The sequence below is a fragment of the Rothia sp. HMSC061D12 genome, assembly GCF_001836735.1.
Classification (GTDB): domain Bacteria; phylum Actinomycetota; class Actinomycetes; order Actinomycetales; family Micrococcaceae; genus Rothia.
On record NZ_KV830311.1, the window covers coordinates 138,004 to 161,689 of the forward strand.

21 protein-coding genes are annotated in these 23,686 nt (G+C 60.0%); 7 read left to right on the forward strand and 14 right to left on the reverse strand.

Features of this window, described 5'->3' with window-relative positions; genetic code table 11:
* Window positions 1–271: 271 nt before the first annotated feature.
* On the forward strand, window positions 272–595 hold the full coding sequence (locus HMPREF2682_RS08960) for a GNAT family N-acetyltransferase (RefSeq protein WP_246827305.1): 324 nt from the start codon (window positions 272–274) through the stop codon (window positions 593–595).
* A gap of 132 nt (window positions 596–727) precedes the next feature.
* On the opposite strand, the gene HMPREF2682_RS08965 is transcribed toward HMPREF2682_RS08960, so the two are convergent.
* On the reverse strand, window positions 728–1,363 hold the full coding sequence (locus tag HMPREF2682_RS08965; protein ID WP_070833419.1) for an L-alanine-DL-glutamate epimerase: 636 nt from the start codon (window positions 1,361–1,363) through the stop codon (window positions 728–730).
* A 416-nt stretch (window positions 1,364–1,779) separates the two neighbouring features.
* Here HMPREF2682_RS08965 and HMPREF2682_RS08970 point away from each other — a divergent pair, with 416 nt between their 5' ends.
* Complete coding sequence (locus tag HMPREF2682_RS08970; protein ID WP_070833421.1) at window positions 1,780–2,571, forward strand: trimeric intracellular cation channel family protein; 792 nt, start codon at window positions 1,780–1,782, stop codon at window positions 2,569–2,571.
* A 99-nt stretch (window positions 2,572–2,670) separates the two neighbouring features.
* Here HMPREF2682_RS08970 and HMPREF2682_RS08975 read toward each other — a convergent pair whose 3' ends face one another.
* The 8 genes from HMPREF2682_RS08975 to HMPREF2682_RS09010 all read right to left on the reverse strand — a co-directional run bounded on the left by HMPREF2682_RS08975 (window position 2,671) and on the right by HMPREF2682_RS09010 (window position 11,149).
* Window positions 2,671–3,420, reverse strand: a complete 750-nt coding sequence (locus HMPREF2682_RS08975; protein ID WP_005507268.1) for an amino acid ABC transporter ATP-binding protein — start codon at window positions 3,418–3,420, stop codon at window positions 2,671–2,673.
* The gene (locus HMPREF2682_RS08980) at window positions 3,413–4,087 is read right to left on the reverse strand and encodes an amino acid ABC transporter permease (protein WP_070833423.1); all 675 of its coding nucleotides are present in this window, start codon (window positions 4,085–4,087) and stop codon (window positions 3,413–3,415) included. The genes HMPREF2682_RS08975 and HMPREF2682_RS08980 overlap by 8 nt, the downstream gene beginning before the upstream one ends.
* Window positions 4,088–4,115: 28 nt before the next feature.
* The gene (locus tag HMPREF2682_RS08985; protein ID WP_070833429.1) at window positions 4,116–4,931 is read right to left on the reverse strand and encodes a transporter substrate-binding domain-containing protein; all 816 of its coding nucleotides are present in this window, start codon (window positions 4,929–4,931) and stop codon (window positions 4,116–4,118) included.
* A gap of 269 nt (window positions 4,932–5,200) precedes the next feature.
* Window positions 5,201–6,046, reverse strand: a complete 846-nt coding sequence (locus HMPREF2682_RS08990; protein WP_070833431.1) for a transporter substrate-binding domain-containing protein — start codon at window positions 6,044–6,046, stop codon at window positions 5,201–5,203.
* 98 nt (window positions 6,047–6,144) lie between these two features.
* Window positions 6,145–7,305 carry a trans-sulfuration enzyme family protein gene (locus HMPREF2682_RS08995; protein WP_070833433.1) on the reverse strand — a complete coding sequence of 387 codons (1,161 nt, stop codon included), beginning with the start codon at window positions 7,303–7,305 and terminating at the stop codon, window positions 6,145–6,147.
* A 299-nt stretch (window positions 7,306–7,604) separates the two neighbouring features.
* A complete protein-coding gene (locus tag HMPREF2682_RS09000; protein ID WP_012904272.1) occupies window positions 7,605–8,756 on the reverse strand; it encodes a trans-sulfuration enzyme family protein in 1,152 nt (383 codons plus the stop codon).
* Window positions 8,757–9,182: 426 nt separating this feature from the next.
* A complete protein-coding gene (locus tag HMPREF2682_RS09005; RefSeq protein WP_005509183.1) occupies window positions 9,183–9,689 on the reverse strand; it encodes a CoA-binding protein in 507 nt (168 codons plus the stop codon).
* Window positions 9,689–11,149: an O-acetylhomoserine aminocarboxypropyltransferase/cysteine synthase family protein gene (locus HMPREF2682_RS09010; protein ID WP_070833435.1), complete on the reverse strand. Its 1,461-nt coding sequence runs from the start codon at window positions 11,147–11,149 to the stop codon at window positions 9,689–9,691. Before HMPREF2682_RS09010 ends, HMPREF2682_RS09005 begins: the two co-directional genes overlap by 1 nt.
* Window positions 11,150–11,528: 379 nt before the next feature.
* Between HMPREF2682_RS09010 and HMPREF2682_RS09015 the strand changes: the two genes are divergently transcribed.
* Complete coding sequence (locus HMPREF2682_RS09015; protein ID WP_070833437.1) at window positions 11,529–13,130, forward strand: ATP-binding protein; 1,602 nt, start codon at window positions 11,529–11,531, stop codon at window positions 13,128–13,130.
* 94 nt (window positions 13,131–13,224) lie between these two features.
* Here the strand turns inward: HMPREF2682_RS09015 and HMPREF2682_RS09020 are convergent, their stop codons facing one another.
* The 3 genes from HMPREF2682_RS09020 to HMPREF2682_RS09030 form a co-directional block, all read right to left on the reverse strand.
* On the reverse strand, window positions 13,225–14,145 hold the full coding sequence (locus tag HMPREF2682_RS09020) for a YwqG family protein (protein WP_070833439.1): 921 nt from the start codon (window positions 14,143–14,145) through the stop codon (window positions 13,225–13,227).
* Between the two features lie 49 nt (window positions 14,146–14,194).
* Window positions 14,195–15,094 (reverse strand): YwqG family protein, encoded by a 900-nt coding sequence (locus HMPREF2682_RS09025; protein ID WP_049357894.1) that lies wholly within the window; start codon window positions 15,092–15,094, stop codon window positions 14,195–14,197.
* Between the two features lie 286 nt (window positions 15,095–15,380).
* A complete protein-coding gene (locus HMPREF2682_RS09030) occupies window positions 15,381–16,403 on the reverse strand; it encodes an ABC transporter substrate-binding protein (protein WP_246827303.1) in 1,023 nt (340 codons plus the stop codon).
* Window positions 16,404–16,526: 123 nt separating this feature from the next.
* Between HMPREF2682_RS09030 and HMPREF2682_RS09035 the strand changes: the two genes are divergently transcribed.
* The 3 genes from HMPREF2682_RS09035 (at window position 16,527) to HMPREF2682_RS09045 (ending at window position 19,857) form a co-directional block, all read left to right on the forward strand.
* A complete protein-coding gene (locus HMPREF2682_RS09035; RefSeq protein WP_070833443.1) occupies window positions 16,527–17,816 on the forward strand; it encodes a FecCD family ABC transporter permease in 1,290 nt (429 codons plus the stop codon).
* A gap of 25 nt (window positions 17,817–17,841) precedes the next feature.
* Window positions 17,842–18,879, forward strand: a complete 1,038-nt coding sequence (locus HMPREF2682_RS09040; protein ID WP_083321787.1) for a FecCD family ABC transporter permease — start codon at window positions 17,842–17,844, stop codon at window positions 18,877–18,879.
* Between the two features lie 294 nt (window positions 18,880–19,173).
* On the forward strand, window positions 19,174–19,857 hold the full coding sequence (locus HMPREF2682_RS09045) for a hypothetical protein (protein WP_049350446.1): 684 nt from the start codon (window positions 19,174–19,176) through the stop codon (window positions 19,855–19,857).
* A gap of 37 nt (window positions 19,858–19,894) precedes the next feature.
* Here HMPREF2682_RS09045 and HMPREF2682_RS09050 read toward each other — a convergent pair whose 3' ends face one another.
* On the reverse strand, window positions 19,895–20,932 hold the full coding sequence (locus HMPREF2682_RS09050; RefSeq protein ID WP_005507281.1) for a magnesium and cobalt transport protein CorA: 1,038 nt from the start codon (window positions 20,930–20,932) through the stop codon (window positions 19,895–19,897).
* A gap of 261 nt (window positions 20,933–21,193) precedes the next feature.
* Between HMPREF2682_RS09050 and HMPREF2682_RS09055 the strand changes: the two genes are divergently transcribed.
* Window positions 21,194–21,889 carry an S-layer homology domain-containing protein gene (locus HMPREF2682_RS09055; protein WP_070833445.1) on the forward strand — a complete coding sequence of 232 codons (696 nt, stop codon included), beginning with the start codon at window positions 21,194–21,196 and terminating at the stop codon, window positions 21,887–21,889.
* 361 nt (window positions 21,890–22,250) lie between these two features.
* Here HMPREF2682_RS09055 and HMPREF2682_RS09060 read toward each other — a convergent pair whose 3' ends face one another.
* Window positions 22,251–23,543, reverse strand: coding sequence for an adenylosuccinate synthase (locus tag HMPREF2682_RS09060; RefSeq protein ID WP_049327414.1), 1,293 nt, complete (start codon window positions 23,541–23,543; stop codon window positions 22,251–22,253).
* Window positions 23,544–23,686: the final 143 nt, after the last annotated feature.

The following is a 23,686-nucleotide window of genomic DNA, read 5'->3' on the forward strand; positions in this document are numbered from 1 at the left end:
CTGGGCTAAACCCACTAAGCGTTAGAGCTTGAAACAAGCGGCGCATCCACCCCTTTACGGGTCGGATGCGCCGCTTCCTTTATGTCCTCAAGCCCAGCAACGTGTTGGGCGGCAGTTTCTAAATTCCCTCGATTTGGCGCTATACAATGCCTGTATGCGGTACTGTATTTTGGACTCCACCAGCCCCCTTCCCAGCGTGGAAGAACTTACTGAGCTTTACGATTCTGTGGGCTGGAGTGCCTATACCAAAACACCCGAACGTCTCATCCCGATGTTGGAAGGCTCACGGTATCTCTACACCGCACGAGAGGCAACCACGGACGGAACGGGACGGCTCGTCGGGCTAGTCCGCGCCGTCGGGGACGGACACTCTATCGCCTACATTCAGGATCTCCTAGTGCATCCGCACGCCCAACGACAGGGCATTGGTTCTGCGCTTCTAAAGCGTGTCATTGATGACTTTGACCGAGAAGACATTCGACAGCGGCTCATTACTACCGACGTTGCTAGTGAACACGCCATTGCGCTCTACAAACGCTACGGTTACGCCCCCGTAGAGGCGGCAGGATGCATCACCCTTGCATGCTATCGATAAGGCAATATCTCATACGGCTTGACTCGTTCGATCTGGCTGAGGCACTGGGCTAAACCCACTAAGCGTTAGAGCTTACACAGAAGCGGCGCATCCGCTCCCCCACACGGGGGCGGATGCGCCGCTCTGTTTTAACTACTTTTGGCTGTCCGCAGAGACAATGCGCAGGGCGGCATCCCAGCTACTCGCCAGGCGCGTCGCCGCGGCAACCAGAGCCGCCAAGTCCTCGGCGTACACCGGGGTCGAGCGCACGCCCGCGCACCAGTCAATCGTGCCCAACCCCAGCCAGGGCTTACCCGGAAAGAACTCGCGGCGTAGCGCCACGCGGCGCTTACCCAGGGCGCGGCGACCGGGCACGTACCCGCCGCGGCTGATGAACAGCGCCTCGCGCCCCTCGCACTCAACCAGAGCCTCCAGTGCCCTCAACGCGGGAACCCAGCTCGGCTCCCCCACGCTCGCCAGGTCGGCCAGCTCGGGGTACTCGCTCTCGTGCTCCGCCACGCTCACACCCAGGATGTACTGGTAACGCACCTGCCCGAGCTCCTGCGGCAGGCCGCGGTCGGCGGTCTGAATCGTACCGCACAGGTGCCGGGCGACCGGCTCACCATCGACGTTCACGCCGGCCAGGGGCAGATCGGGACCGTCCAGGTAGAGTCCCACCGCACCGGTCCCCGTAGTGTTGGGGCGCACCGACCAGCCAGGAAGCGCCTCCTCCAGGTGGGGTACGATCCCCTGCAGGACCCCGAAAACGTCGTCGCGTGATACCGCCACGGCGGCTCCTTTCACCTTACGCAGATTTCGTCTAGTCCCAGCTTAGCGAGCGTTCCGGCTGCGCGATGGCAACCACACCATGAGCGCCGACAGCGCCGCGCCGGCAATGGCACACCATGTGGCGCCAAGCGCAAAAACAATCATGACAGAGCATTGGGGGTGGAGATTTCCCATTCTACGCCCATCTTTTAGCGCGTCCACAGGCTTCTTGGTTCCGTCTCAGAGCTCGTCATGAGCACCTTTCAAATAGGAGCAGGAGCGGCGGCGGGTCTACAATAAATCGGTGCCATTTCAGGTACGCGCACAGGCAGACAGAGCCGGATGCGGTGATAACGTCGTCACCCGACCCGCCCACCGTGCGCGCCTTCCCTATCGGCACCCACCCAGACATGCATCACGTACGCAGGAGAACGCCCATGCACGAGCTCTTTGACCCGGACCAGGTATTCCGCATCGTCGACATTGCCGCCGTTGTCGCTAACGGCCTGCTCGGCGGTGCCGTGGCGCGCGCCTTCCGGTTCGATATTGTGGGCTTCTTGCTGCTCGCGGTCGCCTGCGGCATGGGTGGCGGTATGATCCGTGACATTCTGCTCAACTCGGGCCTGCCGGTGGCACTCACCGACGGCGGCTACTGGGTTGGTGCTATCGGCTCCTCGATTCTGGCGTACAGCATCGATTTGAGTGCCCGGTGGGCGACCCGAACCATGCTCATTATTGACTTCATCGGTATGGGTGCGTGGGCGGCAACCGGCACCATTAAGTCCCTGAACTTGGGTCTGCACTGGCTGCCCGCCATCGCCCTGGGCATCACCACCGCGGTTGGTGGCGGCGTTATCCGTGACATTATGGTCAACCGCATTCCGGCGATCTTTGGCGGTAACTCCCTGTACGCAACGGTCGCGTTTATGGGTGCTTCTGAAACTGCTCTGGTAACCGGCTTGTTCCACCGCCCTAACCTGGCGATGGCACTGTCTATTCTCTTGTGCCTGGTGTTTGGTGTGCTCTCCCATATGAAGAATTGGCAGCTGCCGACCACCCCGGGCGGCATTCAGGTGCACCGCCCCCGCCTGCTCACCTTCTTCAACCGTGAAGAGAACTCGGTTCAGGATGAGGGCTGGTCACCAGGTGACCCGCTCACCGACCAGCTACAGGTGATCAGTCCTGAGCAGCTGGATGAGTATCGTCGTTCTAAGAGGCCTTCAGAGTAGAACGAATATATGCTGAATATAGAATATGGGCTGGTTTCCGCTCGTCAGATGATTATCTGACCGGCAGAAACCAGCCCATATTTACTATGTGCAGTATGACTAAATCGTGTACTCGGTGCTGTCGTACACGGTCAAGAACTTACGGATACGCTCATCATCCGAAGCAAAGAAACCGGTCGGCTCACCGTTATAGCGCAGGGTGCCGTTCTCCAGGAACACGATACGATCCGCGACCTTCTTCGCAAACGCCATATTGTGCGTCACGATGACCAGGGAGCGACCCTCCTTCGCCAGCTGCATCAGCACGCGGATCACCTCCGCCTCCAGCTCGGGATCCAGCGCACTCGTCGGCTCATCAAAGAGCAGGTAGGAGGGTTCCAGCGCCAGGGCGCGGGCAATCGCCACACGCTGCTGCTGGCCGCCAGAGAGAGCGTCCGGATAGGAATCTACCTTGTCGGCAAGACCCACCTTCGCCAGCAGCTCGCGGGCACGCTCCTGCGCCTGCTGAGCATTCAGGGTGCCGTTGAGGGTCGGGGCGAGCGCCACGTTCTTCAACGCCGTGTAGTTCGGGAACAGGTTGAACTGCTGAAACACCATTGCCGAACGGGAACGAATATCACGCACCTGCGCGTCGGTGAGCTTCTGGCTGTAGTCCACCTGCGCATCGTCAATGGTGAGCGTGCCTGACTGCGGGGTTTCCAGCAGGTTCAGGCAGCGCAGCAGAGTGGACTTACCGCTACCGGAGGGTCCCAGAATCACCGTGGTCTCACCGTCGGGGATGTCCAGGCTGATGTTCTTGAGCACCTGCGTATCGCCGAAGCTCTTCGACAGGGAATCAACGCTAAGCATTGTTGCTCCTTACGTAACGGTTGCTGTACTTCTCCAGGGCCGACTGTGCGGCGGTCAGCAGAGTGAAAATCACCAGGTAAATGATGGCGACCTCGGAGTACATTGCCAGCGGCTCGAAAGTACGCGACGCGATCTGCTTACCGGTCTGGAACAGGTCAACCATCGAAATGACCGACACCAGCGAGGTGCCCTTAATCAGGTCGATAAAGTTGTTGCCCAGGTTCGGCAGAGCAATACGCACCGCCTGCGGAATGACCACGTGGCGCAGGGTCTGCATGCGGGTGAAGTTCAGGGTTGCCGCCGCCTCAAACTGGCCGCGCGGAATAGCCGCCACCGCGGAACGGAAGGTCTCCGCCACGTACGCGCCGGTGTGCAGGCTCATCGTGATGATCGCGGCGCTCCACACGTCCAGGGCAATACCAACCTTCGGCAAGCCGTAAAAGACGATGAACAGCTGCACCAGCAGCGGGGTGCCACGGAAAACCCAAATGTACACCCACGCCAGCCAGTTCACCGGCGCAAAACGGCTCGTGCGCGCGCCGGCGGACACGATGCCCACCAGCAGCGCCAGCACGAAGGAGATGAGCGATAGCGGAATGGTCACTGCCACCGTTGAGGCCAGCAGCTGCGGCAGTGATTCTGCCCAGAGGTTGAGGTAGCGTTCCATGCGCGGAACTCAGCTCCTTATGAGAGTGTTAGTTCTTCGGGGAGAGGTCTTCGCCCACGTACTTCTCGTAAATCGCCTTGATGTCACCGTTCTGCAGGTGCTTCTTCAGCGACTCGTCGATAGCGTTACGCAGGGCGTCCTGGCCCTTAGGCAACAGGATGGAGGAGTTGCTGCCGGTGCCCAGGTCGCCGGCGAGCAGGCGCAGGTTAGCGTCCGGGTGCTCCTTGAAGTACTCAGCGAAGGACACGGAGTCGTTCGCGGTCATCTCTGCACGGCCCGAGAGGACCTGCTCGATAGCCTCATCGAAACCGGAAACGACCACGATCGAGGCACCCTTCGCCTCCACCATCTTGCGGAAGTTCGAGGTCTCAGACTGCGCCGAGGAGTGACCGGAAATCTCGCTCACGTTCTGCAGGGAAGAATCCTTCTTCACGGCAACCTTCGGCTCGGAGTACAGGTAGGGTACGGAGAAGTCGTACTTCTGCTTGCGCTCGTCGGTTGCAGAAACGTTGTTGATGACGATGTCGTAGCGGTCAGCGTCCACGCCGGCGATCAGCGAATCCCAGGGGGTTTCGGTGAACTCTGCGGTCACGCCCAGGTCCTTAGCGACCAGGTCGATGATTTCCTTCTCGAAACCGACCAGGGCGCCGTTCGAGTCGTGGAAGGAGAAGGGGCGGTAGGTGCCCTCCAAGCCCACACGGATCTTGCCGGCAGACTTGATAGCCTCCAGCTTGTTGGTGCTGGATGCGGTGCTGCTGGACGAACCGCACGCTGCGAGCAGTGCAGCCAGGCCGGTGAATGCGGAGCCTGCGAGGACGGTGCGGCGGTTAATCATTGCGGACATAGTGTTCTTCTTTCGTGTGGTGGTTGATGCTCTTGTAGTTGCGGGTTGTCACCCTGCGGTAACCCGGGGCATCGTGCGGTGTGCCCCTCTCTGCGGGTGCAACGCTGGCTATCGTACAGCTATTCCCGGTGGGAAAGAATTCAACGTAACATTCCGTCATATTCTCTCATCGGTGCAGGATAAGCCACGGAGACATCAACCACGACGCAATTTCAGAAGTCCTGGAGGGTGAGCCCTTTCCGAGCCCCTTCCGAGCCTTTCACGAAAGCCTAGGAGGCGGGGCTCAAGTCCTCGTTCACATGCTTCTCGAAAATTGCTTTGAAGTCACCGTTGCCCAGGTGCTTCTTGATGGAGGCGTCAATCGCATCCTTCAGCGCGGTCTGGTTCTTAGGCAGCAGAACGGCGACGTTGGTGCCGGGGCCGACCTCACCATCCAGCAGGCGCAGGTTGGCGTCCGGGTGCTCCTTGAAGTACTCGGCGAAGGACACGGAGTCGTTGGCGGTCAGCTCAGCGCGGCCGGTGAGCACCTGCTCGATGGCCTCATCGAAGCCTGTGACCTCGATAATGGTGGCGCCGCGTTCCTCTACGAGCTTGCGGTAGTTGCTGGTGGCGCTCTGGGCGGCGGTGTGGCCGGAGATTTCGGAGGCGTTCTTCAGGCTCGAGTCCTTCTTCACGCCCACGCGGGCACGGGAGTGCGCGTAGGGCACGGAGAAATCGTACTTCTTCTTGCGCTCCTCGGTGGGCGCCACGTTATTGAGCACGATGTCGTAGCGGCCCGCGTCCACGCCGGCGATAAGCGAGTCCCAGGGGGTTTCGATGTACTCGGCGGTCACGCCCAGGTCCTTGGCGAGGGTCTCGGCGATGTCGTACTCGAAGCCGGCGAGCTTACCGGAGGCGTCGTGGTAGGTGTAGGGGCGGTAGGTACCCTCCACGCCGATGCGGATTTTGCCCGCGGACTTGATGGACTCCAGCAGGTTGGAGGAGCTCTGTGCGGAGCCTGCGCTGGAGCCGTTACCGCCGGAGCAGGCGGCGAGCAGGCCGGTGGTTCCGGCGAGGGCCGCGCCCAGTAGCAGGGAGCGTCGGTTCAGCACGGCGGAGGTGTTGAGAACGGTCATTCTTGGTTCCTTAATCTACGTTGATGTGTGGTGTGAAAGTTGAAATCTGCGGTATGAACCGGCGACGTTCGCCAGCGGTATGAACCGGCGGCACGAACCTAGCCGGCGAAGGCGGCCTTCAGGCCAATCTCCAGTGCCGCGATGAGGTCCTGAACATCCTCGATGCCGATCGCCAGGCGCACGAGGCGGTCGTCCACGCCGAACTCGTCGCGGTGCTCCTGGGCGTAGGCGCCGTGCGTGGTGTGCGCGGGCAGGCTCACGAGCGATTCGATGCCGCCCAGGCTCACGGCGTTCACGAAGATGGGCAGGGCGCGGGCGAAGGCCTGCGCGTCGCCGCCGTCCTTGAGCAGCAGTGAGAAGACGGAGCCGATGCCGCTTGCCTGGCGGGACTGCACCTCCGCCTGTTCCTCGGAGGAGCTACCGGCGTAGAAAATCTTCTCAACCTCGGGACGTTCGGAGAGGAACTCGATAATCTTGCGGGTGTTCTGCTGCTGACGATCCAGGCGCAGGGCCAGGGTCTTCACGTCCTGCAGCAGGCGGTAGGAGTCAATCGGGGGCAGCAGCGCACCGCTAACGAGCTGACCGCGGTGCAGCAGAACCGCCAGGTCGGGGTCGTTCGTCGCCGCAACGCCGGCAAGCAGGTCTGCGTGACCGGCCAGGAACTTGGTGGCGGACTGCACGGTGATGTCCGCGCCGAGCTCCAGGGGACGCTGCAGGTAGGGGGTCATGAAGGTGTTGTCTACGATCAGCAGGGCGCCGTGGCGGTGCGCCAGCTCCGCAACCGCGGCAATGTCAGTGACCTGCAGGGTCGGGTTCGTGGGGGTCTCAAGGAAGACGACCTTCACGTCCGGGGTAAAGTCCTCATCGCTCAGAGTCGTGAAGTCACTGATGAAGCGGGTCTTCACGGCGCGCTTAGTCAGCTCGGTGGTCGCAAAGCGGTAGGTGCCGCCGTAGGTCGGCATGCCCAGCAGCAGGGTGTCGCCCGCCTCCAGAACACCAAGAGCCGCCGCGGTTGCCGCCATGCCGGAGGGGTACGCATAAGCGTGCTCGGCACCCTCGAGGGCAGCGAGGGTCGCCTGCAGGTTATCGCGGGTGGGGTTCGCGCCGCGCTGATACATGTAGGTGGTGTCCTCACCTGCGGTACCGAAAGTGCTCGCCAGGTAGACCGGTGGTACGGACGCATCGTAGCGGGTATCGTGCACGGCATGGATAGTGCGGGTCGTGAAGCCGGTCGGTTCGAGCTGATTCTGCTGGCTCATGGTGGTTCTCTTTCGTCCGGGCTACCCCAAACGCGGGTGTAGCTGCTGGGTGTCGTCGTGTATCTGAGATTTACCCTACCCGCATTTTTTATGCCGTTCTAGATAAACTTCACGGGGGTTAATATGTTCACGCAACGTCATATAAAAATGCGGTGAGGGCACACAAAATACCCGCATTAAAAACATTCTTTTACATTGAAAGAAATACATTAATCCGGTATTTTGAGCGCTATATACGACATATATTCAAAGCACCTAGAATCGCGCCATACGGGCGCGCGGTATCTGATGCTCGGGGACTACGCCTGATGAGCCAGGGCTGCGGTCAGGCCGCGCTCCAGGTCCTCGATGATGTCCTCAATCTCCTCAATACCGATCGCCAGGCGGATGAGGTTGTCGCTCACGCCGTACTCGTCGCGGTGCGCCTGCGTGTAGGCAGCCTGCACCATGAGCGCGGGGCGAACCACCAGCGACTCGATACCGCCCAGGCTCACCGCGTGGGTGAAAATCTTCAGGGCTTCAAGGAAGGCGGGCAGGTCGGCGCCGTCCACCAGTTCCATGGAGATGAGCGCGCCCAGGCCGTTCGCCTGGCGGGCGTGCACCTGCGCCTCGTACTCGCTGTGCGAACCCGCGTAGAGCACGCGCTTCACGGCGGGGTGCGCCTCCAGATAGTTGATGACCTCGATGGTGTTCTTCTGCTGCTGAGTCAGGCGCAGCTTGAGGGTCTTGACTTCCTGCAGCAGGCGGTAGGAGTCGGTGGGCGAAAGCATTGCGCCGGTAATCATCTGCAGGTGCCAGAGGCGCTCGGCGAGCGCGTCATCGTTGGTTGCGGCGACGCCTCCGAGCAGGTCGGCGTGGCCACCCAGGTACTTGGTGGCGGACTGCACGCTGATGTCCGCGCCCAGGTCGAGAGGCTTCTGCAGCAGCGGGGTCATGAAGGTGTTATCGACGACCACGATTGCACCGTTGCGGTGGGCGATTTCTGCGATGGCGGCGATGTCACTCACGCGAAGCAGCGGGTTGGAGGGGCTCTCCAGGAACACCATGGTCACGTTGTCGGCGAAGTCCTCGTCGGTGAGGGCCGTGAAGTCGCCGATGAAGCGGGTCTTGACGCCGCGGGCGGGCAGTTCGATGGTTGCGAAGCGGTAGGTGCCGCCGTAGGAGGGCATGCCCAGCAGCAGGGTTTCGCCTTCCTTGAGGATGCCGAGGGCGGCAGCGGTGGCGCCCATTCCGGAGGGGTAGGCGAAGGCGTGCTTGGCGCCTTCGAGGGTTGCGAGCGTGGTTTCGAGGGCTCCGCGGGTGGGGTTGCCGCCGCGCTGGTAGTCGTAGGGGCCTTCGGTGCCGTCACAGGGCTGGGCGTAGGTGGTGGTCGTGTAGATCGGAGGCAGGATGGAGCCGTACGGGTTGTCGCGGTCCGTGGTGTGAATTGCCTTCGTGGTGAATCCGGTCATGCTGTCCTCGGCTAAGGTTGGGCATAAAATGCGGGGGATAAATATATTGCTAGCTTATGGCTCTTTTTAGTGGCTGACTAGTTTTTTCTTTTCTGTGACCGAGTGACTTTTTATGACCGAAAAATAGCGTTATATTTCGACATTTTAGACATATATTTCGTCATATTTCGCGCGTGAAAAGACCCGGCGGTCGGTACGCGTGTGTGCTGAGTACCGGCCGCCGGGCTCCACACTAGGATACCGGCTTACGGTGCGAAAGCGTAAGGGTAGGTTTACCTTAAAGCTGAACCGCCCTCCACAAGGGGCGATACCGCGCACAAAAAGAGGGGCGCGCCCGGGAATCACCCCGGGTACGCCCCCCTCCGTTCAAACGCTTGCAAGCGCCTGATTTTTGTAATTACAAGCCGCGGCTTACACAGCCGCAGGCTACTTCGACAGCACCTGACGCTTCGAAGAAATCACGCCCGTGTTGAAACCAGCCAGGTGCAGGCCACCGTGGAAACGCGCATGCTCAATCTTCACGCACTTATCCATCACCACGTTCAGGCCGGCAGCCTCACCAATCGCGGCAGCCTCCTCACTCCAGGAGCCCAGCTGCATCCACACGGTCTTCGCGCCCAGATCCACAGCCTCCTGAACCACGCCCGGCAGGTCCTCATTACGGCGGAAAATCTCCACCAGATCCGGGACCTCCGGCAGGTCCTGCAGCGACGGGTACACCGGCTGACCCAGCACAAGCTTGCCCTTCGCCGCCAGAATCGGGTTCACAAAATACAGCTTGTACGGCGACGCCGACTGCAGATACGTTGCCACAAAGTACGAGGCACGCGAAATCTTATCGCTCATACCCACAATCGCGATCGTGCGGGTATTACGCAGAATGTTCAGACGCTCAGGGGCGGAAGGACCCACCCAGGTACGCTTCTCAGTCATTACTTCTCCTCCTGAGTGGTAGTAGGCAGGGAGCAGGATGCGCCAGCAGCAGCCTCAGCGGCGGCAGCGTCCTCGGCGGCCTTAGCGGCGGCAACCGCCTCCTCAGCCTCCACAACCTTGTCTGCGCTGGACTCGCCCACACGCTCACCGGCGTGGTTCAGGCCGGTCGCGTAGGTCAGCGCCTGATCCAGGTCCCAAATGATGTCTTCAACGTCTTCCAGACCCACAGAAATGCGGATCAGGTCCTCACCGACACCGCCAGCAGCCAGCTGCTCAGCGGTCAGCTGCTGGTGCGTGGTCGAACCCGGGTGCAGCACCAGGGTGCGGGCGTCACCAATGTTCGCCAGGTGGCTTGCCAACTGCAGGGCACCGATGAACTCGCCACCAACCAGGCGGCCGGAAGCCTTCTCAGTGCCCTTCACACCGAAGGAGAACACGGAACCGACACCCAGCGGCAGCAGCTTCTTCGCACGCTCGTGGTGCGGGTGATCTTCCAGACCGGCGTAGTTCACGTAGGCGATACGCTGATCCTCAACCAGCCATGCGACAACCTGCTTAGCGTTCGCCAGGTGCGCGTCCATGCGCTGCGGCAGGGTCTCAACGCCCTGCAGCAGGTTGAACGCGGACTGCGGGCTCAGCGACGGACCGAAGTCACGCAGCTGCTCAGAACGCAGCTTGGTCAGGAAACCGAACTCACCGAAGTTACCCCACCAGGACACGCCGTTGTAGGAGGGAACCGGCTCGGTCATGGACGGGAAGTTGCCGTTACCCCAGTTGAAACGACCGGACTCGACGACGATACCGCCGAGGGTGGTGCCGTGACCGCCCAGGAACTTGGTGACCGAGTGAATGACGATGTCCGCGCCGTGCTCGATGGGGCGGATCAGGTAGGGGGTGGACAGGGTTGCGTCCACGACCAGGGGGATGCCCGCCTCGTGTGCGACCTCTGCGAGGCCTTCCAGGTCGGCAACCTCACCGGAGGGGTTCGCCACGATCTCGGTGTAGATTGCCTTGGTGTTCTCGGTCAGTGCCGCCTTGTAGTCGGCGGGGTCGGTGCCGGGCACGAAGGTGGTCTCAATGCCGAAGCGGCGCAGGGACACGTCCAGCTGGGTGACGGTGCCGCCGTACAGCTGCGAGGAGGCGACAATGTGGTCGCCCTGCTGGCAGAGCGCCGCGAAGGTGATGAACTCGGCAGCCATGCCGGAGGCGGTCGCTACCGCACCGATACCGCCTTCGAGGGAGGCGATGCGCTCCTCCAGCGCGGCGACGGTGGGGTTGGACAGACGCGAGTAGATGTTGCCGTACTTCTGCAGGGAGAAGAGGTTCGCCGCGTCGTCAGCGTCCTTGAAGACGAAGGAGGTGGTCTGGTAGATGGGGACCGCGCGGGATCCGTGCTCGGCGTCGGGGGTGCCGCCCGCGTGTAGTGCGCGGGTTCGGAAGCCGAAAGTGTGTTCAGCCATTGGTTTGCTCCTGGTGTATCTGCCCGCCGGGGATGGGCGGGGAGTCGATAGTGGCTCGACTTTATACTGTGCCACCGTCACGGGGGCGCACCAAGTGCGGGTACCTATGTGTCGTTTATTGCGGATTATGACGGGGCATCATATCAGCTGTCATAACAGAAGTTGTTATGACGGCTGTTATGATGCGCGCTCAATCAGCGCCGGCAAAATACCCGGTTTTAGCTTGCAAATCCGGGGTTTTCAAGGTTCAAGGCGCGAGGAAAATATCGCATCATAACAACATTATCGCAGGATCATAACAACTTCATAACAGAAATTGTTATGATGCTGTTATGACGTTGCTATGACGTTCACCAAGAAGTAGCCATCGGGAGCATGCATGGAAACAAACACCGCCGAACTCATCAAAAACCTACGCCATAACCGGGCTGAAAACGGGCGGGTAGAAGTCAAAGCTGCCGCTGGCGGGTTCCCTAAGTCCGTTCTTGAAACCGTTAGCGCCTTCGCTAACGGCGACGGTGGCACCATCCTTCTTGGCCTGACCGACCCGGCAGAGGGTCTGCAACCGGTTGAAGGTTTCAATGCACAGGCAGTCCACGACGCATCCGTTGAGGCAATCCGTTCCAAGATCACGCCTCGACCCCCGGTAGATATTCAAATTGAGGCGGCAGATGAGCAGCACCGTATCGTGCGCATCGACGTACTCCCCGGCGACCCGACGCAGAAGCCCTACTACATCGAAACACACGGCATGTACAACGGCTCCTACCAGCGCGTCGGCGAGGCCGATATTCGCCTCACCAAGTACGAGATTGACCGCTTCCTAGAGAACCGCAGTCAGCCCCGCTACGACGAGGAGCTGGTCAGCGAGGCAAGCTTCAAGGACCTCTCTCCCACCCTTGTGAGTGCCTATGTCGCTCGCCTGCGCGAGGAGCAACCTCGCGTTTTTGCGGCGCTTTCTGACCGTGAGGTTCTTCTGCAGGCACGCATTCTACGCATCGATTCTGAGGGCCGAGAAGTGCCCACTCTTGGGGCGCTTCTCGCCATGGGATCCTACCCGCAGGCGTTCTTCCCGCAGCTGATGATGAGCGTTGTTGTTCTTCCCGGTGAAGAGCTTGGTGAGGTCACTGAGGACGGTCGACGTTTTCTGGACAATCACAGCTGTACCGGGCCTATCCCCTCCATGTTGGATGAAGCTATGGGCGTTTTGGTTCGCAATATGCGCAAAACGTCCACGATGGAGGGCCTCAACAGTAGCGGTATCGGGCGGGTTGAGCGCTACGAGTATCCGCTGGAGGCTATCCGCGAGCTCTTGGTTAACGCCCTCATGCACCGCGACTACTCGCCGGGTGCGCGCGGCTCGCAGGTGCAGGTTGAGCTCTACACCAACCGCCTGGTGGTGCGTAGCCCGGGCGGTATCTACGGTGCTGTGACTATCCGAGATTTCGGTCAGCCCGGTGTTTCTTCAACCCGCAACAGCTACTTGGCAAGCATTCTGACTGATCTGCCCGACCCGGGTACGGGGCGTTTGATTGCAGAGAATAGGGCTTCCGGTATTCCCACGGTTCTACGCGCACTGAAGGAGGCGGGTCTGCCCGCTCCCCAGTTTGCTGACCGTCTACTCTATGTGCAGGTCACTCTGATGCAGCCCCCGCAGGGTGCGTCTTCTACGGAACAGAAGACCGCGCCTGAGGATAAGACTCAGCAAGCAACCCATTCCACGGGCAAACATTCAGCCGACACCGTCGAACCGGCAGGCGCCGATGCGTCGCTTGACGGCCTCAGCGAACGCCAGGCTGGTATTGTGCGTGGCCTGCGTGCACAGGGCGAGGCTGTTTCCACGACATATATCCAAGAGCATTGGGGTCGGGGCGCTTCACGTACCTCCATTACGAATGATTTGCGCCATCTTGTGGAGGCGAAGCTGATTGTTCCTACGGCTCCGCCGCGTAGTAAGAACCGTAAGTATCGCGCTGCTTAGACGTGCCCGATAAAAGGTACACAAAAAAGGGGAGGGAAATAGAGCGGTTATTCTCTATTTCCCTCCCCCTTCGACTATTCAGCCAAAACCACGTTTAGCCGCAAGCCCATTCAAAGACGACCTGCGAGAAGTCGCGGGCGGCAAGCGCCTCCGGAGTAATCAGCCAGTTCGCCGCACCGGCATCACCCCACATGATCTCAATCTCCTCGTCTTCGTTCTCCTCGTTCTCCGATTCGGAGACGATAGTCAGCAGGTTCACCGTGTGGCCGCGCAGCTCCTTGAACTCGTCACGCGGGTCATTCTGCACGAAGAACGGGTATCCGCCCACGTGGGAGTACTCTTCCTCCGATTCGAAAGGCTCCGTCAGCTCGTAGAGAGCTTCGCGGCGAGGCTGGTTCTTATACGGGTTTTTGTGCGCCTCGGGCAGCAACTCATCCGGGTAGGTTTCATCCCATTTCTTGCCAAAGAGGTCATAGTAGTCGTAGCCGGATGCGGTCACACCCTGCTCACGCACCTCAAAGGTCATGCCGTACTCAATTTCGAGCGGGCCGCTCTCACAGTCGAAACCGCCGATGGGCCAACCGCCTTCGTCCCAGTCCACGTTCGGGAACGGGGCGTCCGGGTTCGGTTCGCCCAACGTCTCGTAGTAGACGACGCGGTGATTCTTCTGAGAGAGCGGGTTCTCGTAGTCGTAACCCCACAGGCATTCTTCGTCGTTCGGGTCCATCCAGAACTGCAGCAGACCGGTGGCGGGGTACAGGTCGTTTTCGGGCAGGTCAGCGCAGTTAATCTGCGCAATCATACCCAGCGGCTCACCCTTCTCATTGGTCGGCGCAGACTCCCCGGCGGGCAGGTACGGGCGGCCACCAAACTTGGATGCAGTCTGCGGCAAGGGATCGGCGGGAACGAAGGGCTTCAGCGCGATAGCCTTCTTGCGGGCACCCTCCTGGTTGAGCAGGTCGATAACGTGCTTCGCCTGCTTCTCGATGTCCTTGAACGGCTTGTTGTCGAGCATTTTAGAGTCTCCTCATTGATGATGTGGCGGTGTGAAAGTAGTACGGTGTCTAGCTGCAAGCCCACTCAAAGACGACCTGCGAGAAGTCGCGGGCGGCAAGTGCCTCCGGGGTAATCAGCCAGTTCGCTGCACCGGCATCACTCCATATCACGTACACGTCCTCCTCAGCATCCTCGCCCCACTCCGACTCGATAGTCAGCAGGTTCACCGAGTGGCCGCGCAGCTCCTCAAACTCATCGCGCGGGTCACCCTGCGCGAACGAAGGGTAGCCGCCAATATACGAGTAATCCCTCTCATCCGATTCGAAGGGCTCCAGCAGGTTGTAGGAGGCGTTATCGCGTGCGTTCGGGTTCTCGGGAAGCTTCTGGTCCGGGTACATTTCATCCCAGGCGTCAGCGAACTGGTCGTAGATTTCGAGGCCACCGTCCAGGAAGCTCTGTTCCCAGGTCTCGAAGGCAAGTGCGTACTCGGTGGTCGCCTCAGAAACGTCCTCGCCCTCGGGGCCCAGAGGCCAATCGTATTTATCCCAATTCACGGTCGGGAAGGGGGCATCCGGGTTCGGCTCATCCAACGTCTCGTAGTAGACCACGCGGTGGTTTTTCTGCGAAAGCGGGTTCTTGTAGTCGTAACCCCACAAGCACTTTTCGTCGTTGGGGTTAATCCAGAACTGCAGCAGACCGGTTGCTGGGTAGATATCATTTTCGGGCAGGTCGGCACAGTTAATCTGCGCGATCATGCCCAGCGGCTCACCTTTCTCATTGGTCGGCGCAGACTCCCCGGCGGGCAGGTAGGGGCGGCCACCAAACTTGGAAGCAGTCTGCGGCAGCGGTGCATCGGGGCGGGTCACCTTCAGGCGGATTGCCTGCTTGCGGGCGCCACGCTCGTTGAGTGCGTCGATGACGCGGCGTACCTGCGCCAGGGTCTCTTCGGAGGGCTTATTCTTCGGCATTACGTGCTCATTTCGTCGGTGAATTAATCGGTGTGGAAGGTTCGGTGTGTCAGGCGCGGGCAACGGTACCGCTACGCCTTCTACCCCCATTAGACCCTATTTCGGGCGGACGCGCACCGAATCCGGTCACAAGTGCATCCGGCGGGCAAAAAACAGGTGCACAGCGTGCAGAAAGCCCCGCTTCCTCACCCTCATGCACGGGCATGAGAGGCAAGAATGCGGGGCTTCAGTGATTCTTGGTGGAACTCAGTGATTCTCTACAAATCTCTACGAGAGGCTAGAGCCTTTAGAGCGCCTTCTCAATGGTCTCCAGAACGCCAAGCGCGGCAGCCGGGCCAGCGTTCAGGAAGAACATGTCAGCATCCACGCTGTGTGCGTGCTTCTCGGTGACAGCCTTGAGGGTGCTCCACAGGGCCTCCTTGGTCAGCTTAGAGTCATCGCCGCCCTGCACACCGTAGAACAGGTAGTCGGCGTCAGCCTGGTCAAGCTGCTCGGCGCTCAGGTCCACGGAGGTCTTCTCAACCTGCGCAGCCGCGGGTCGTGCCAGGGATGCATCCACGCAGATGGAGCCCACGAACGAGGACTTCGCGAAGATGCGGGTGCGGTCAGCGGAAGCGTACAGGAAGGAGAAGGTCTTCTCGGTGCCGGCCTTCTGGCCGACCGACTTTGCCTTGGTGTTGTACTCCTCCATGAGCTTCTCAGCCTTCTCGGTGGTGCCCAGCGCGGCGGCAATCAGCAGGAAGTCCTGCTTCCAGTTGATGCCGGTGCCCTCGGTGACCACGGTCGGGGCGATCTTGGCGAGGGACTCGTACACCTCATCCTTCTTGTTGGTGTTGTTGATGAGGATCAGGTCGGGCTTGAGGTTTGCGATGGCTTCCAGGTCGGGGTCGGTGCGCTTGCCGACCTTGGCGATCTTGTCGAGCTCTGCGGACTTATCGGAGAACTTGGTCTTCAGGTAGGTGGGGACCAGGTCGGCGTCGCCTGCGGTTGCGGCGCCGACGGGCACAATGCCCAGGGAGAGCACGCCGTCGAGCTGTCCGGTGGAGAGAATAACGACCTTGGAGGGTGCGGATCTGATGGTGGTTTCACCGCGGAAGTGCTTGACGGTGCGGGGGAATTCGCCGTCAACGGTGGTGGTGCCCATGCCGGAAGGCAGGGCGGAGGGTGCCACCTTCTTACCGGTCGCAGAAGCGGACGCGGAGGAGGAAGAGCCGGAAGTGTTGGAGGAGCCGCAAGCCGCCAGGGCGAGGGCGCCGAAGGAACCGAGTGCGAGTGCGCCGAAGGAGCGGCGGGTGATCTTGTTCGTCATATTTGCCATTTTATTAGGATAACCTCATATTTGCATATGCAATACTTAATACTCATCTATTGATACGTTAAGCACCCTCCGTCCGCACGGGAGCAAGCCGCTCCTCCACCACCTCCAAGGCATATGACCCCACAGACCACCACCTCTTCCGGACCCGCCGTCAGCGAAGGACCTACTGTCAGCGCTGCTTCCCTGGCGAAAATTCGTGCCCTCTCCGCTTCTTCGGACGCCGTCTCTGGCGCCTCCTCGGATGGTAAGGGCGGCAAGTCCATCTCCCGCTTGGCGGTTGCGCTCATCATTGGCGGCGTTCTGCTGGTGCTGCTGTGCGCGCTGTCGTTTGCGGTGGGTTCGCGCATGTTCGCCCTGGACCGCTCGATTGACGGTTTCCTCCACCCGGAGGCGAACACCATCGAATCGAAACTGATTTGGGCGAAGCGTGCCCCGCGTACCGCCGCGGCGCTGCTGGTTGGTGCCGCGTTGGCGGTGTCGGGTGTGCTCATGCAGGCGCTGAGCCGCAACCCGCTGGCTGAGCCGGGCCTGCTGGGTGTGAACTCGGGTGCTGCCGCCTCCGTGGTGGTGGGCGTGGGCGTTTTTGGGGTGTCCTCCCCGTTCGTACAGCTGTGGTTGGCGCTGGCCGGTTCGGGTCTGGCGGCGGCGCTGGTGTTTGTCATGGGCCTGGTGGATTCTAAGCCGAACCTGGATTCGACGGCACGTCTGGTGCTTACGGGTGTGGCGGTGAACGCCTGCCTGGGCACTATCACCGGCATTATCACGATGTTTAATTCCAAGGCTTTTGATTCGCACCGTTTCTGGGTGGTGGGTTCGCTGGAGAACCGCACCTTCGAGCAGGTGCTCTCGGCGCTGCCCTTTGTGGCGGTGGGGCTGGTGCTGTCCTTCATGCTGATTGGCCCCCTGCGCGCCCTGGCGCTCGGTGAGGATGCGGCAGCCGGCCTGGGCGTGCCGGTGACAATGGTTCGTGGCACGACGATCATTGCGATTATGGCGCTGTGTGGTGCGGCGACTGCGATTGCGGGCCCGATTGGTTTTGTGGGTCTGGTGGTACCGCATGTGGTGCGTCTGCTGGTGGGTTCCGATATTGCGCGCGTGCTGCCGCTGTCGCTGGTGTACGGCCCGGTGCTGGTGCTTGCCGCCGATATTCTGGGCCGCATCCTGGTCATGCCGAGCGAGCTTGAGGTGGGTATTGTGACCGCCTTTATTGGTGCCCCGGTGCTGATGGCTCTGGTGCTGCATTTGAGTACCGGTGCGCGCGGTGCGAAGAAGAGCCGCTTGGGTTCGAAGGCGCAGGCGCACGACGAGGCGGGCCCGGCTCATGTGTCGGAGCACGGGGCGCATCGTGCTCACCGCCCTGTTGTGGGTGGTTCGTCTGGTTCGACTGGCGTATCTGGTTCGTAGGTCCCGGTTTCTGAGAGGTTTTATTGTGAGCGTTGTGTCTCGTTCTGTAGCCGGGTCCGTGCGTATTCCGGGGCGTTACCGCACCCCTATTCCGCGTACCCTGCTGGTGGTGGCGGTGCTTGTGGTGGCGGCGGTCGCCTCCCTGGTGTTTGGTAGTTATCAGATGAGCCCTGATCAGGTGTTTCGCCTGATTTTTCAGGGTGAGGGCACGGAGATTGAGCGTCAGCTGGTGTTGAATCAGCGTCTGCCGCGTATGCTTGCAGCCGTGGTGGTTGGTGCGGCTTTGGGCTTGTCGGGCGCTATTTTTCAGTCAGTTTCGCGTAATGCTCTGGGTTCGCCGGATATTATCGGCTTCACGGTGGGTTCGGCGACCGGTGCCCTGTCTGTGGTGCTGATTGGGTCGTTGAGTTCTACCGGCGTGGGTATGGGCATGGGCGCTATTATTGGCGGTTTTGCGACGGCGGCTGTGGTGATGCTTCTGGCGGGTGCGCGCGGTGGCGCGACGATGGGTCAGAAGATGGTGCTAATCGGTATTGCGGTGAGTGCGATGCTCAGTTCAGTGAACGATTACCTAATCACACGCGGTGATTTGGAGAAGGCGGAGGCGGCGAAGACCTGGCAACACGGTTCGCTAAATGCGCTGTCGTGGAATCAGGTGTCGGTGCAGGCGGTGCTGCTGCTGGTGGCGATTCCGCTGGTGCTGATGCTGACGCATCGCCTGCGCGTCTTAGAGCTCGGCGATGACTTGGCGGCGGGTTTGGGTCTGCCGGTGAAGAGGACCGTGAACCTGCTGGTGGCGGCTGCCGTGCTTCTGGTGGCTGTGGCGATTTCTGTTGCGGGTCCGATTGGTTTCTTGGCGCTGGTTGCCCCGCAGATTGCGCGCCGCCTGTGGAACACTCCGGGTATGGCGATGTGGCATTCGGCGCTGTTGGGTTCGGTAATTTTGGTGCTGGCTGATTTTGTGTCGGCTCGTGCGTTGGCGCCGTTCCAGATTCCGGTGGGCCTGGTGACGGGCGCGCTGGGTGGCGTGTATATGCTGTGGTTGCTGTACCGTCAGCGCTAGTTGCGCCGTCTTATTTCGTGTAAGTGACCGGGTGTTCCCAACTGGGGGCACCCGGTTTTCTCTGTTTCACGGGGTTTCGCTAGGTTTCACGGGCGGCTTCGCTGGGTTTCACGGGTGGTTTCAGAATTTTTCAGAATTTTCCCAGTTTTACCCCGGGGTAGATTAAAAACTGCTTATCGTGTCAGGGGTCGCTCATAGAGTGTAGGTGTTGGAAGGGACGATCCTTCCGACCGGGCACACCGTCTCCTGCGGTGTTGCCGCTAGGTTGATTCAGCATCTACGGAAGGAACGGTCATGGACAACACCACTCACGAGAGCCAGTACGCAAACGCAGAGATTTCCTGCACCGCCGATGAGCAGCTGTGCCGTGATGCAGAGTTCAACCTGCTGATGCAGGCGGGCACCATCGTCCGTATGGAGCGTTTCAACGTGGAGGAGCTCCGCGGCGTTCTGGAGCAGCTGGTAGCTGACGGTTCGTGCTTCCGCACCGCGCCGGCGTCTTCGACGATGGGCCGCGTGATGCGTCACCTGACTCAGGGTGCTTCCGGTTACGAGGCGAACTTGACTGAGCTGCGTGCGGCGGCACAGAACGCTCTGCTGTTCGTGTTCCCCCTGGAGAAGGACCTGGAGATGTGCCTGCGCTTTGAGCGTGTGCAGGGTACCGGCTTGGCGTTGACTCGTCTGGGCGTGAGCCCGGTCAATGGTGACCTGTGGACTCAGCACTGGGCGATGCGCGCGCTGGAGTGCACCGGCGGCGTGTTTGCGGTGGAGTCCGCTCCGGGTGCCTGCAATTTTGAGCTGCGCCGCGAGATGTTCTACGCGATGCTGTCGCTGGTTGAGCTGTCGACTTTGGGTCTGTCGGCTGAGCCGGAGGACTTCTACATGTTTGCCGATTCGGAGGCTGTGTGTAAGAAGTTCAAGCGTGAGCGTCGTGATTGCCGCCGCGCAATGCGTGCCCAGTACGACCGCGCCGCATAAGGTATATCGTGTATGCCTTATGCGGCATACGCGCATATCAGAGCCATTTATTCTTCTTGAAGAACCAGTAGAGAAGCAGGCAGGAACCCACCATGAGTAGCAGCGCGGCGGGGTAGCCGAACTCCCATTTGAGTTCAGGCATGACCTCAAAGTTCATGCCGTACACGGAGCCAACGATGGTGGGCACCATGAGTAGCGCCGCGTAGGCGGAGATTCTCTTGGTGTCGTCGTTCTGCTGCTGACCGAGCAGGGTGTCGTGCACGCGCAGTGCGTTTTCGAGGGAGCTGCGAAGGTCTTCGAGGCGTTCTTTTGTTTGGGTTACGTGGTCGAGCACGTTGCGGAACTGCCGGGCGAGCTCGACCGCTTCTTCGTTCTTTTCTTCGTCGGATACGCCCGGGTAGGGTGAGGGGTCGAGCGCGCCGGTGCGCATCCCTTCGATGATGCGGCCGATCATGGATTCGAGGGGTCGGCAGGCACGCTGGAAGTCGATGACCTGGTTGAGCAGTTCGTAGATGCGCCGTGCGAGGGAGTTGGCGTCGCGCCGCTCGCTGTGGGAGAAGAGGATGTCTTCGATTTCGTCGCTGTCGTTTTCGAGGCCATCGAGCACGGGTGCGTACCCGTCGACGGTGCTGTCGAGGATGCGGTGCAGCAGTCGGGCGGGGGATGCATCGGGGGTGGCGTAGAGCAGGTTGAACTGGTCGTTGATGCGCTGGTTGCTGCGTTGTTCGTCGCGAACGAGTGCGAGGGTGTAGCGGGGGCCGGTGAAGAGGTGCAGTTCGCTGAGGCGCACTTCTTCTTCTTTGTCGAGGTAGATGGCGGGGCGGATGACGGTGAAGAGGGAGTCGCCGTATCGTTCTAGTTTGGCGCGCTGGTGGCCTCGTCCGGCGTCTTCGATGGCGAGTTCGTGCAGGTTGAAGGTTTTTTGCAGGGCGTGTAGTTCGTGGATGTCGGGGTTGGCGTATCCGAGGGCTACGGCGGTGTTGGGCTGCTGGTAGGCGTTGAGGGTTTCTTCTTCGGGTGCGCCTATGCGGATGCGGTCGCCGCTGGGGTAGATGGCTCCGGTAATGTAGGTCATCGTTCTCCTCCTCTGAACGCTTTGGCGCCACGTGTGTGGGCGCTCTTTCCAGCATACGGCACACGCCCCGCCTGGTCACATGTGCAGGTTCGGAGGCGCTGGGGGCTGGGGTGTTGTGGTGAGTCTTGGATTTTCTTTTTAAGATATCTGGGAGTTGTAGAGTTTCAACCTTCCCTTGAAAGCCAAGAAAGTCTAAACTTCTAGTTAATGAGACTGGGATTGTCTTAGAACCAACCACTATTTTCTTTTGAGGAGTCAACGATGCTGTTGAAACCGTTTGTGAAGGGTGCGGCGTGTACTTTTGCCGCTGCTTCTCTCTTGTTGTCTGCGGTGGCGCCTGCTTCTGCAGCGCAATTGCGCCCTAAGACTTTTTCTCCTTTTCCGGGTGATGAACTGGAAGTTACCTGCATTAATGAGTCTGAATACAATACCCCGGGTGATTACCAGGATAAGGTGATTGCTTGGGCGGAGTGCACTGGGCTTATTACTCACGGCCGCCGTCTTTATCTTCAGAAGAATAAGAATGCTCCCCAGCCTGCGATGACTCGTGGGCAGCTTCTTGAGTTTCTGTACCATGTGAAGGGTAGGCCCGTGGTTAAGGATCTTCCTGCTACTTCGCCATATAGCGATATTTCGGTCAATGACCCGCACTACCCTATTGCTATCTGGGCTACTCGTGAAGGTATCACTGCCGGGTGGGGGGATGGAAAGTTCCACTACAACGAGGTAGCTTATGAGGCGACTGAGGCTCTCTTCCTTTACCGGATGTACGGCAAACCTCAGGTGGGTCTTACCCCCGTCCCCGAGGATTTCAAGCGTTGTGTGAAAGAGGGCGGAGATATGCATAAAGCATATAGCTGGCTGGGTTGGACACCTCAATGTGGATATGACAGTGATGTTAAATTCATGACATTTCTATCTGTTTTGCGAGATCTTGACGAGCGCGGAATTTTATAAATTATAAAGAAATAAAGATAGGCTCTGAATATTAATAATTTCAGAGCCTATCTTTTATATATTAAAATTCAACTTTTGTACACAGATATTCATCCTGTTTATACTTTGGCATATCGGTGTACTTCTTTGGGGTCTTTTTCACTTCTTCTTCGATGTCATGCATTCCATACCGCATGACAAAGTTATTAATCGTGACATCCATATACCCTGCACGCCACGGGCCAAAGTGAACTTTCCATGGGTAATTCTCTGGATGCTTCTTACGATGCTGATCATAGACATCACCACCAACTACGTGAAAGCCCCCGGAAGGCACCTGTAAGGTAGCCTCCGGGGGCTTTCACGTATTGAGCTTATTAGCTTAGTCTTCGTTGATGAGGTCGCGGACCACGATGGTCTGGTCACGATCCGGGCCCACACCAATCGCGGAGATACGGCAGCCAGAAATCTCTTCCAGCTTCAGCACGTACTTGCGGGCGTTCTCGGGCAGCTCATCCAGGCTCTTCGCATCCGAAATGTTCTCGGTCCAGCCGTCGTAGTACTCGAAAATCGGCTTAGCGTGGTGGAACTCGGTCTGAGTCATCGGCATCTCGTCGTGGCGCACACCGTCAACGTCGTAAGCCACGCAGACCGGAATCTTCTCCAGGCCGGTCAGAACGTCCAGCTTGGTGATGAACAGGTCGGTGAAGCCGTTGATGCGCACAGCCTGACGCGCCAGCACGGCGTCGTACCAGCCGCAACGACGCGGACGGCCGGTGTTCACACCGAACTCGCCACCGGTGGTGCGCAGGAACTCGCCCATCTCATCAAACAGCTCAGTCGGGAAGGGGCCAGCACCCACGCGGGTGGTGTACGCCTTCTGAATACCGATCACGCGGGAGATGCGGGTCGGGCCCACACCCGAACCGACGCATGCGCCGCCGGAGGTCGGGTTGGAGGAGGTCACGAACGGGTAGGTGCCGTGGTCAACGTCCAGGAAGGTTGCCTGGCCGCCCTCCATCAGCAGGGTCTTACCCTCATCCAGCGCCTTGTTCAGCAGCTGGGTGGTGTCCACAATCATCGGCTTCAGACGCTCAGCGTAAGACATGAAGTACTCGACGATTTCGTCGACCTCAACGTGGCGGCGGTTGTAGACCTTCACCAGCAGTTCGTTCTTCTGACGCAGTGCGCCCTCAACCTTCTGACGCAGAATCGACTCGTCCAGGATGTCCTGAACACGCACGCCGAGGCGACCAACCTTATCCATGTAGGCGGGGCCGATACCGCGGCCGGTGGTGCCGATAGCGCGCTTGCCGAGGAAACGCTCGGTCACCTTGTCCATGGTCTGGTGGTAGGGTGCGACCAGGTGTGCGTTAGCGGAAATCTTTAGGCGGGAGGTGTCTGCACCGCGTGCCTCAAGGCCGTCAATCTCAGCGAACAGAGCTTCGGGGTTAACAACCACGCCGTTACCAATCACGGGGACGGCGTTATCGCTCAGAATACCCGCGGGCAGCAGCTTCAGCTCAAACTTCTGGCCGTTCACCACCACGGTGTGACCGGCGTTGTTACCGCCGTTGGGCTTGACCACGTAGTCTACGCGGGGGCCGAGCAGGTCGGTTGCCTTACCCTTACCCTCATCGCCCCACTGGGCGCCCACAATCACGACAGCTGACATTTTTGTGCTCCTTGAAAGCCTTGAAGATACGCACCGGATTTCACGGCGCGGCGGCGACCTACCGCCTCATGTTTCGGGTAGGCACAGCTCTTCTAATGATACCGTGCCCGTCCCTTTAAGTCCCGTGTTACGGGGCGGTAGGC

Excerpts from the sequence above, each read along its gene's own strand:
- HMPREF2682_RS08960 (WP_246827305.1), top strand. The coding sequence starts at position 272 with ATGTTGGAAGGCTCACGGTATCTCTACACCGCACGAGAGGCAACCACG.
- HMPREF2682_RS08970 (WP_070833421.1), top strand. The coding sequence starts at position 1,780 with ATGCACGAGCTCTTTGACCCGGACCAGGTATTCCGCATCGTCGACATT.
- HMPREF2682_RS08975 (WP_005507268.1), bottom strand. The coding sequence starts at position 3,420 with ATGCTTAGCGTTGATTCCCTGTCGAAGAGCTTCGGCGATACGCAGGTG.
- HMPREF2682_RS08980 (WP_070833423.1), bottom strand. The coding sequence starts at position 4,087 with ATGGAACGCTACCTCAACCTCTGGGCAGAATCACTGCCGCAGCTGCTG.
- HMPREF2682_RS08985 (WP_070833429.1), bottom strand. The coding sequence starts at position 4,931 with ATGTCCGCAATGATTAACCGCCGCACCGTCCTCGCAGGCTCCGCATTC.
- HMPREF2682_RS08990 (WP_070833431.1), bottom strand. The coding sequence starts at position 6,046 with ATGACCGTTCTCAACACCTCCGCCGTGCTGAACCGACGCTCCCTGCTA.
- HMPREF2682_RS08995 (WP_070833433.1), bottom strand. The coding sequence starts at position 7,305 with ATGAGCCAGCAGAATCAGCTCGAACCGACCGGCTTCACGACCCGCACT.
- HMPREF2682_RS09000 (WP_012904272.1), bottom strand. The coding sequence starts at position 8,756 with ATGACCGGATTCACCACGAAGGCAATTCACACCACGGACCGCGACAAC.
- HMPREF2682_RS09005 (WP_005509183.1), bottom strand. The coding sequence starts at position 9,689 with ATGACTGAGAAGCGTACCTGGGTGGGTCCTTCCGCCCCTGAGCGTCTG.
- HMPREF2682_RS09010 (WP_070833435.1), bottom strand. The coding sequence starts at position 11,149 with ATGGCTGAACACACTTTCGGCTTCCGAACCCGCGCACTACACGCGGGC.
- HMPREF2682_RS09015 (WP_070833437.1), top strand. The coding sequence starts at position 11,529 with ATGGAAACAAACACCGCCGAACTCATCAAAAACCTACGCCATAACCGG.
- HMPREF2682_RS09020 (WP_070833439.1), bottom strand. The coding sequence starts at position 14,145 with ATGCTCGACAACAAGCCGTTCAAGGACATCGAGAAGCAGGCGAAGCAC.
- HMPREF2682_RS09025 (WP_049357894.1), bottom strand. The coding sequence starts at position 15,094 with ATGCCGAAGAATAAGCCCTCCGAAGAGACCCTGGCGCAGGTACGCCGC.
- HMPREF2682_RS09030 (WP_246827303.1), bottom strand. The coding sequence starts at position 16,403 with ATGACGAACAAGATCACCCGCCGCTCCTTCGGCGCACTCGCACTCGGT.
- HMPREF2682_RS09035 (WP_070833443.1), top strand. The coding sequence starts at position 16,527 with ATGACCCCACAGACCACCACCTCTTCCGGACCCGCCGTCAGCGAAGGA.
- HMPREF2682_RS09045 (WP_049350446.1), top strand. The coding sequence starts at position 19,174 with ATGGACAACACCACTCACGAGAGCCAGTACGCAAACGCAGAGATTTCC.
- HMPREF2682_RS09050 (WP_005507281.1), bottom strand. The coding sequence starts at position 20,932 with ATGACCTACATTACCGGAGCCATCTACCCCAGCGGCGACCGCATCCGC.
- HMPREF2682_RS09055 (WP_070833445.1), top strand. The coding sequence starts at position 21,194 with ATGCTGTTGAAACCGTTTGTGAAGGGTGCGGCGTGTACTTTTGCCGCT.
- HMPREF2682_RS09060 (WP_049327414.1), bottom strand. The coding sequence starts at position 23,543 with ATGTCAGCTGTCGTGATTGTGGGCGCCCAGTGGGGCGATGAGGGTAAG.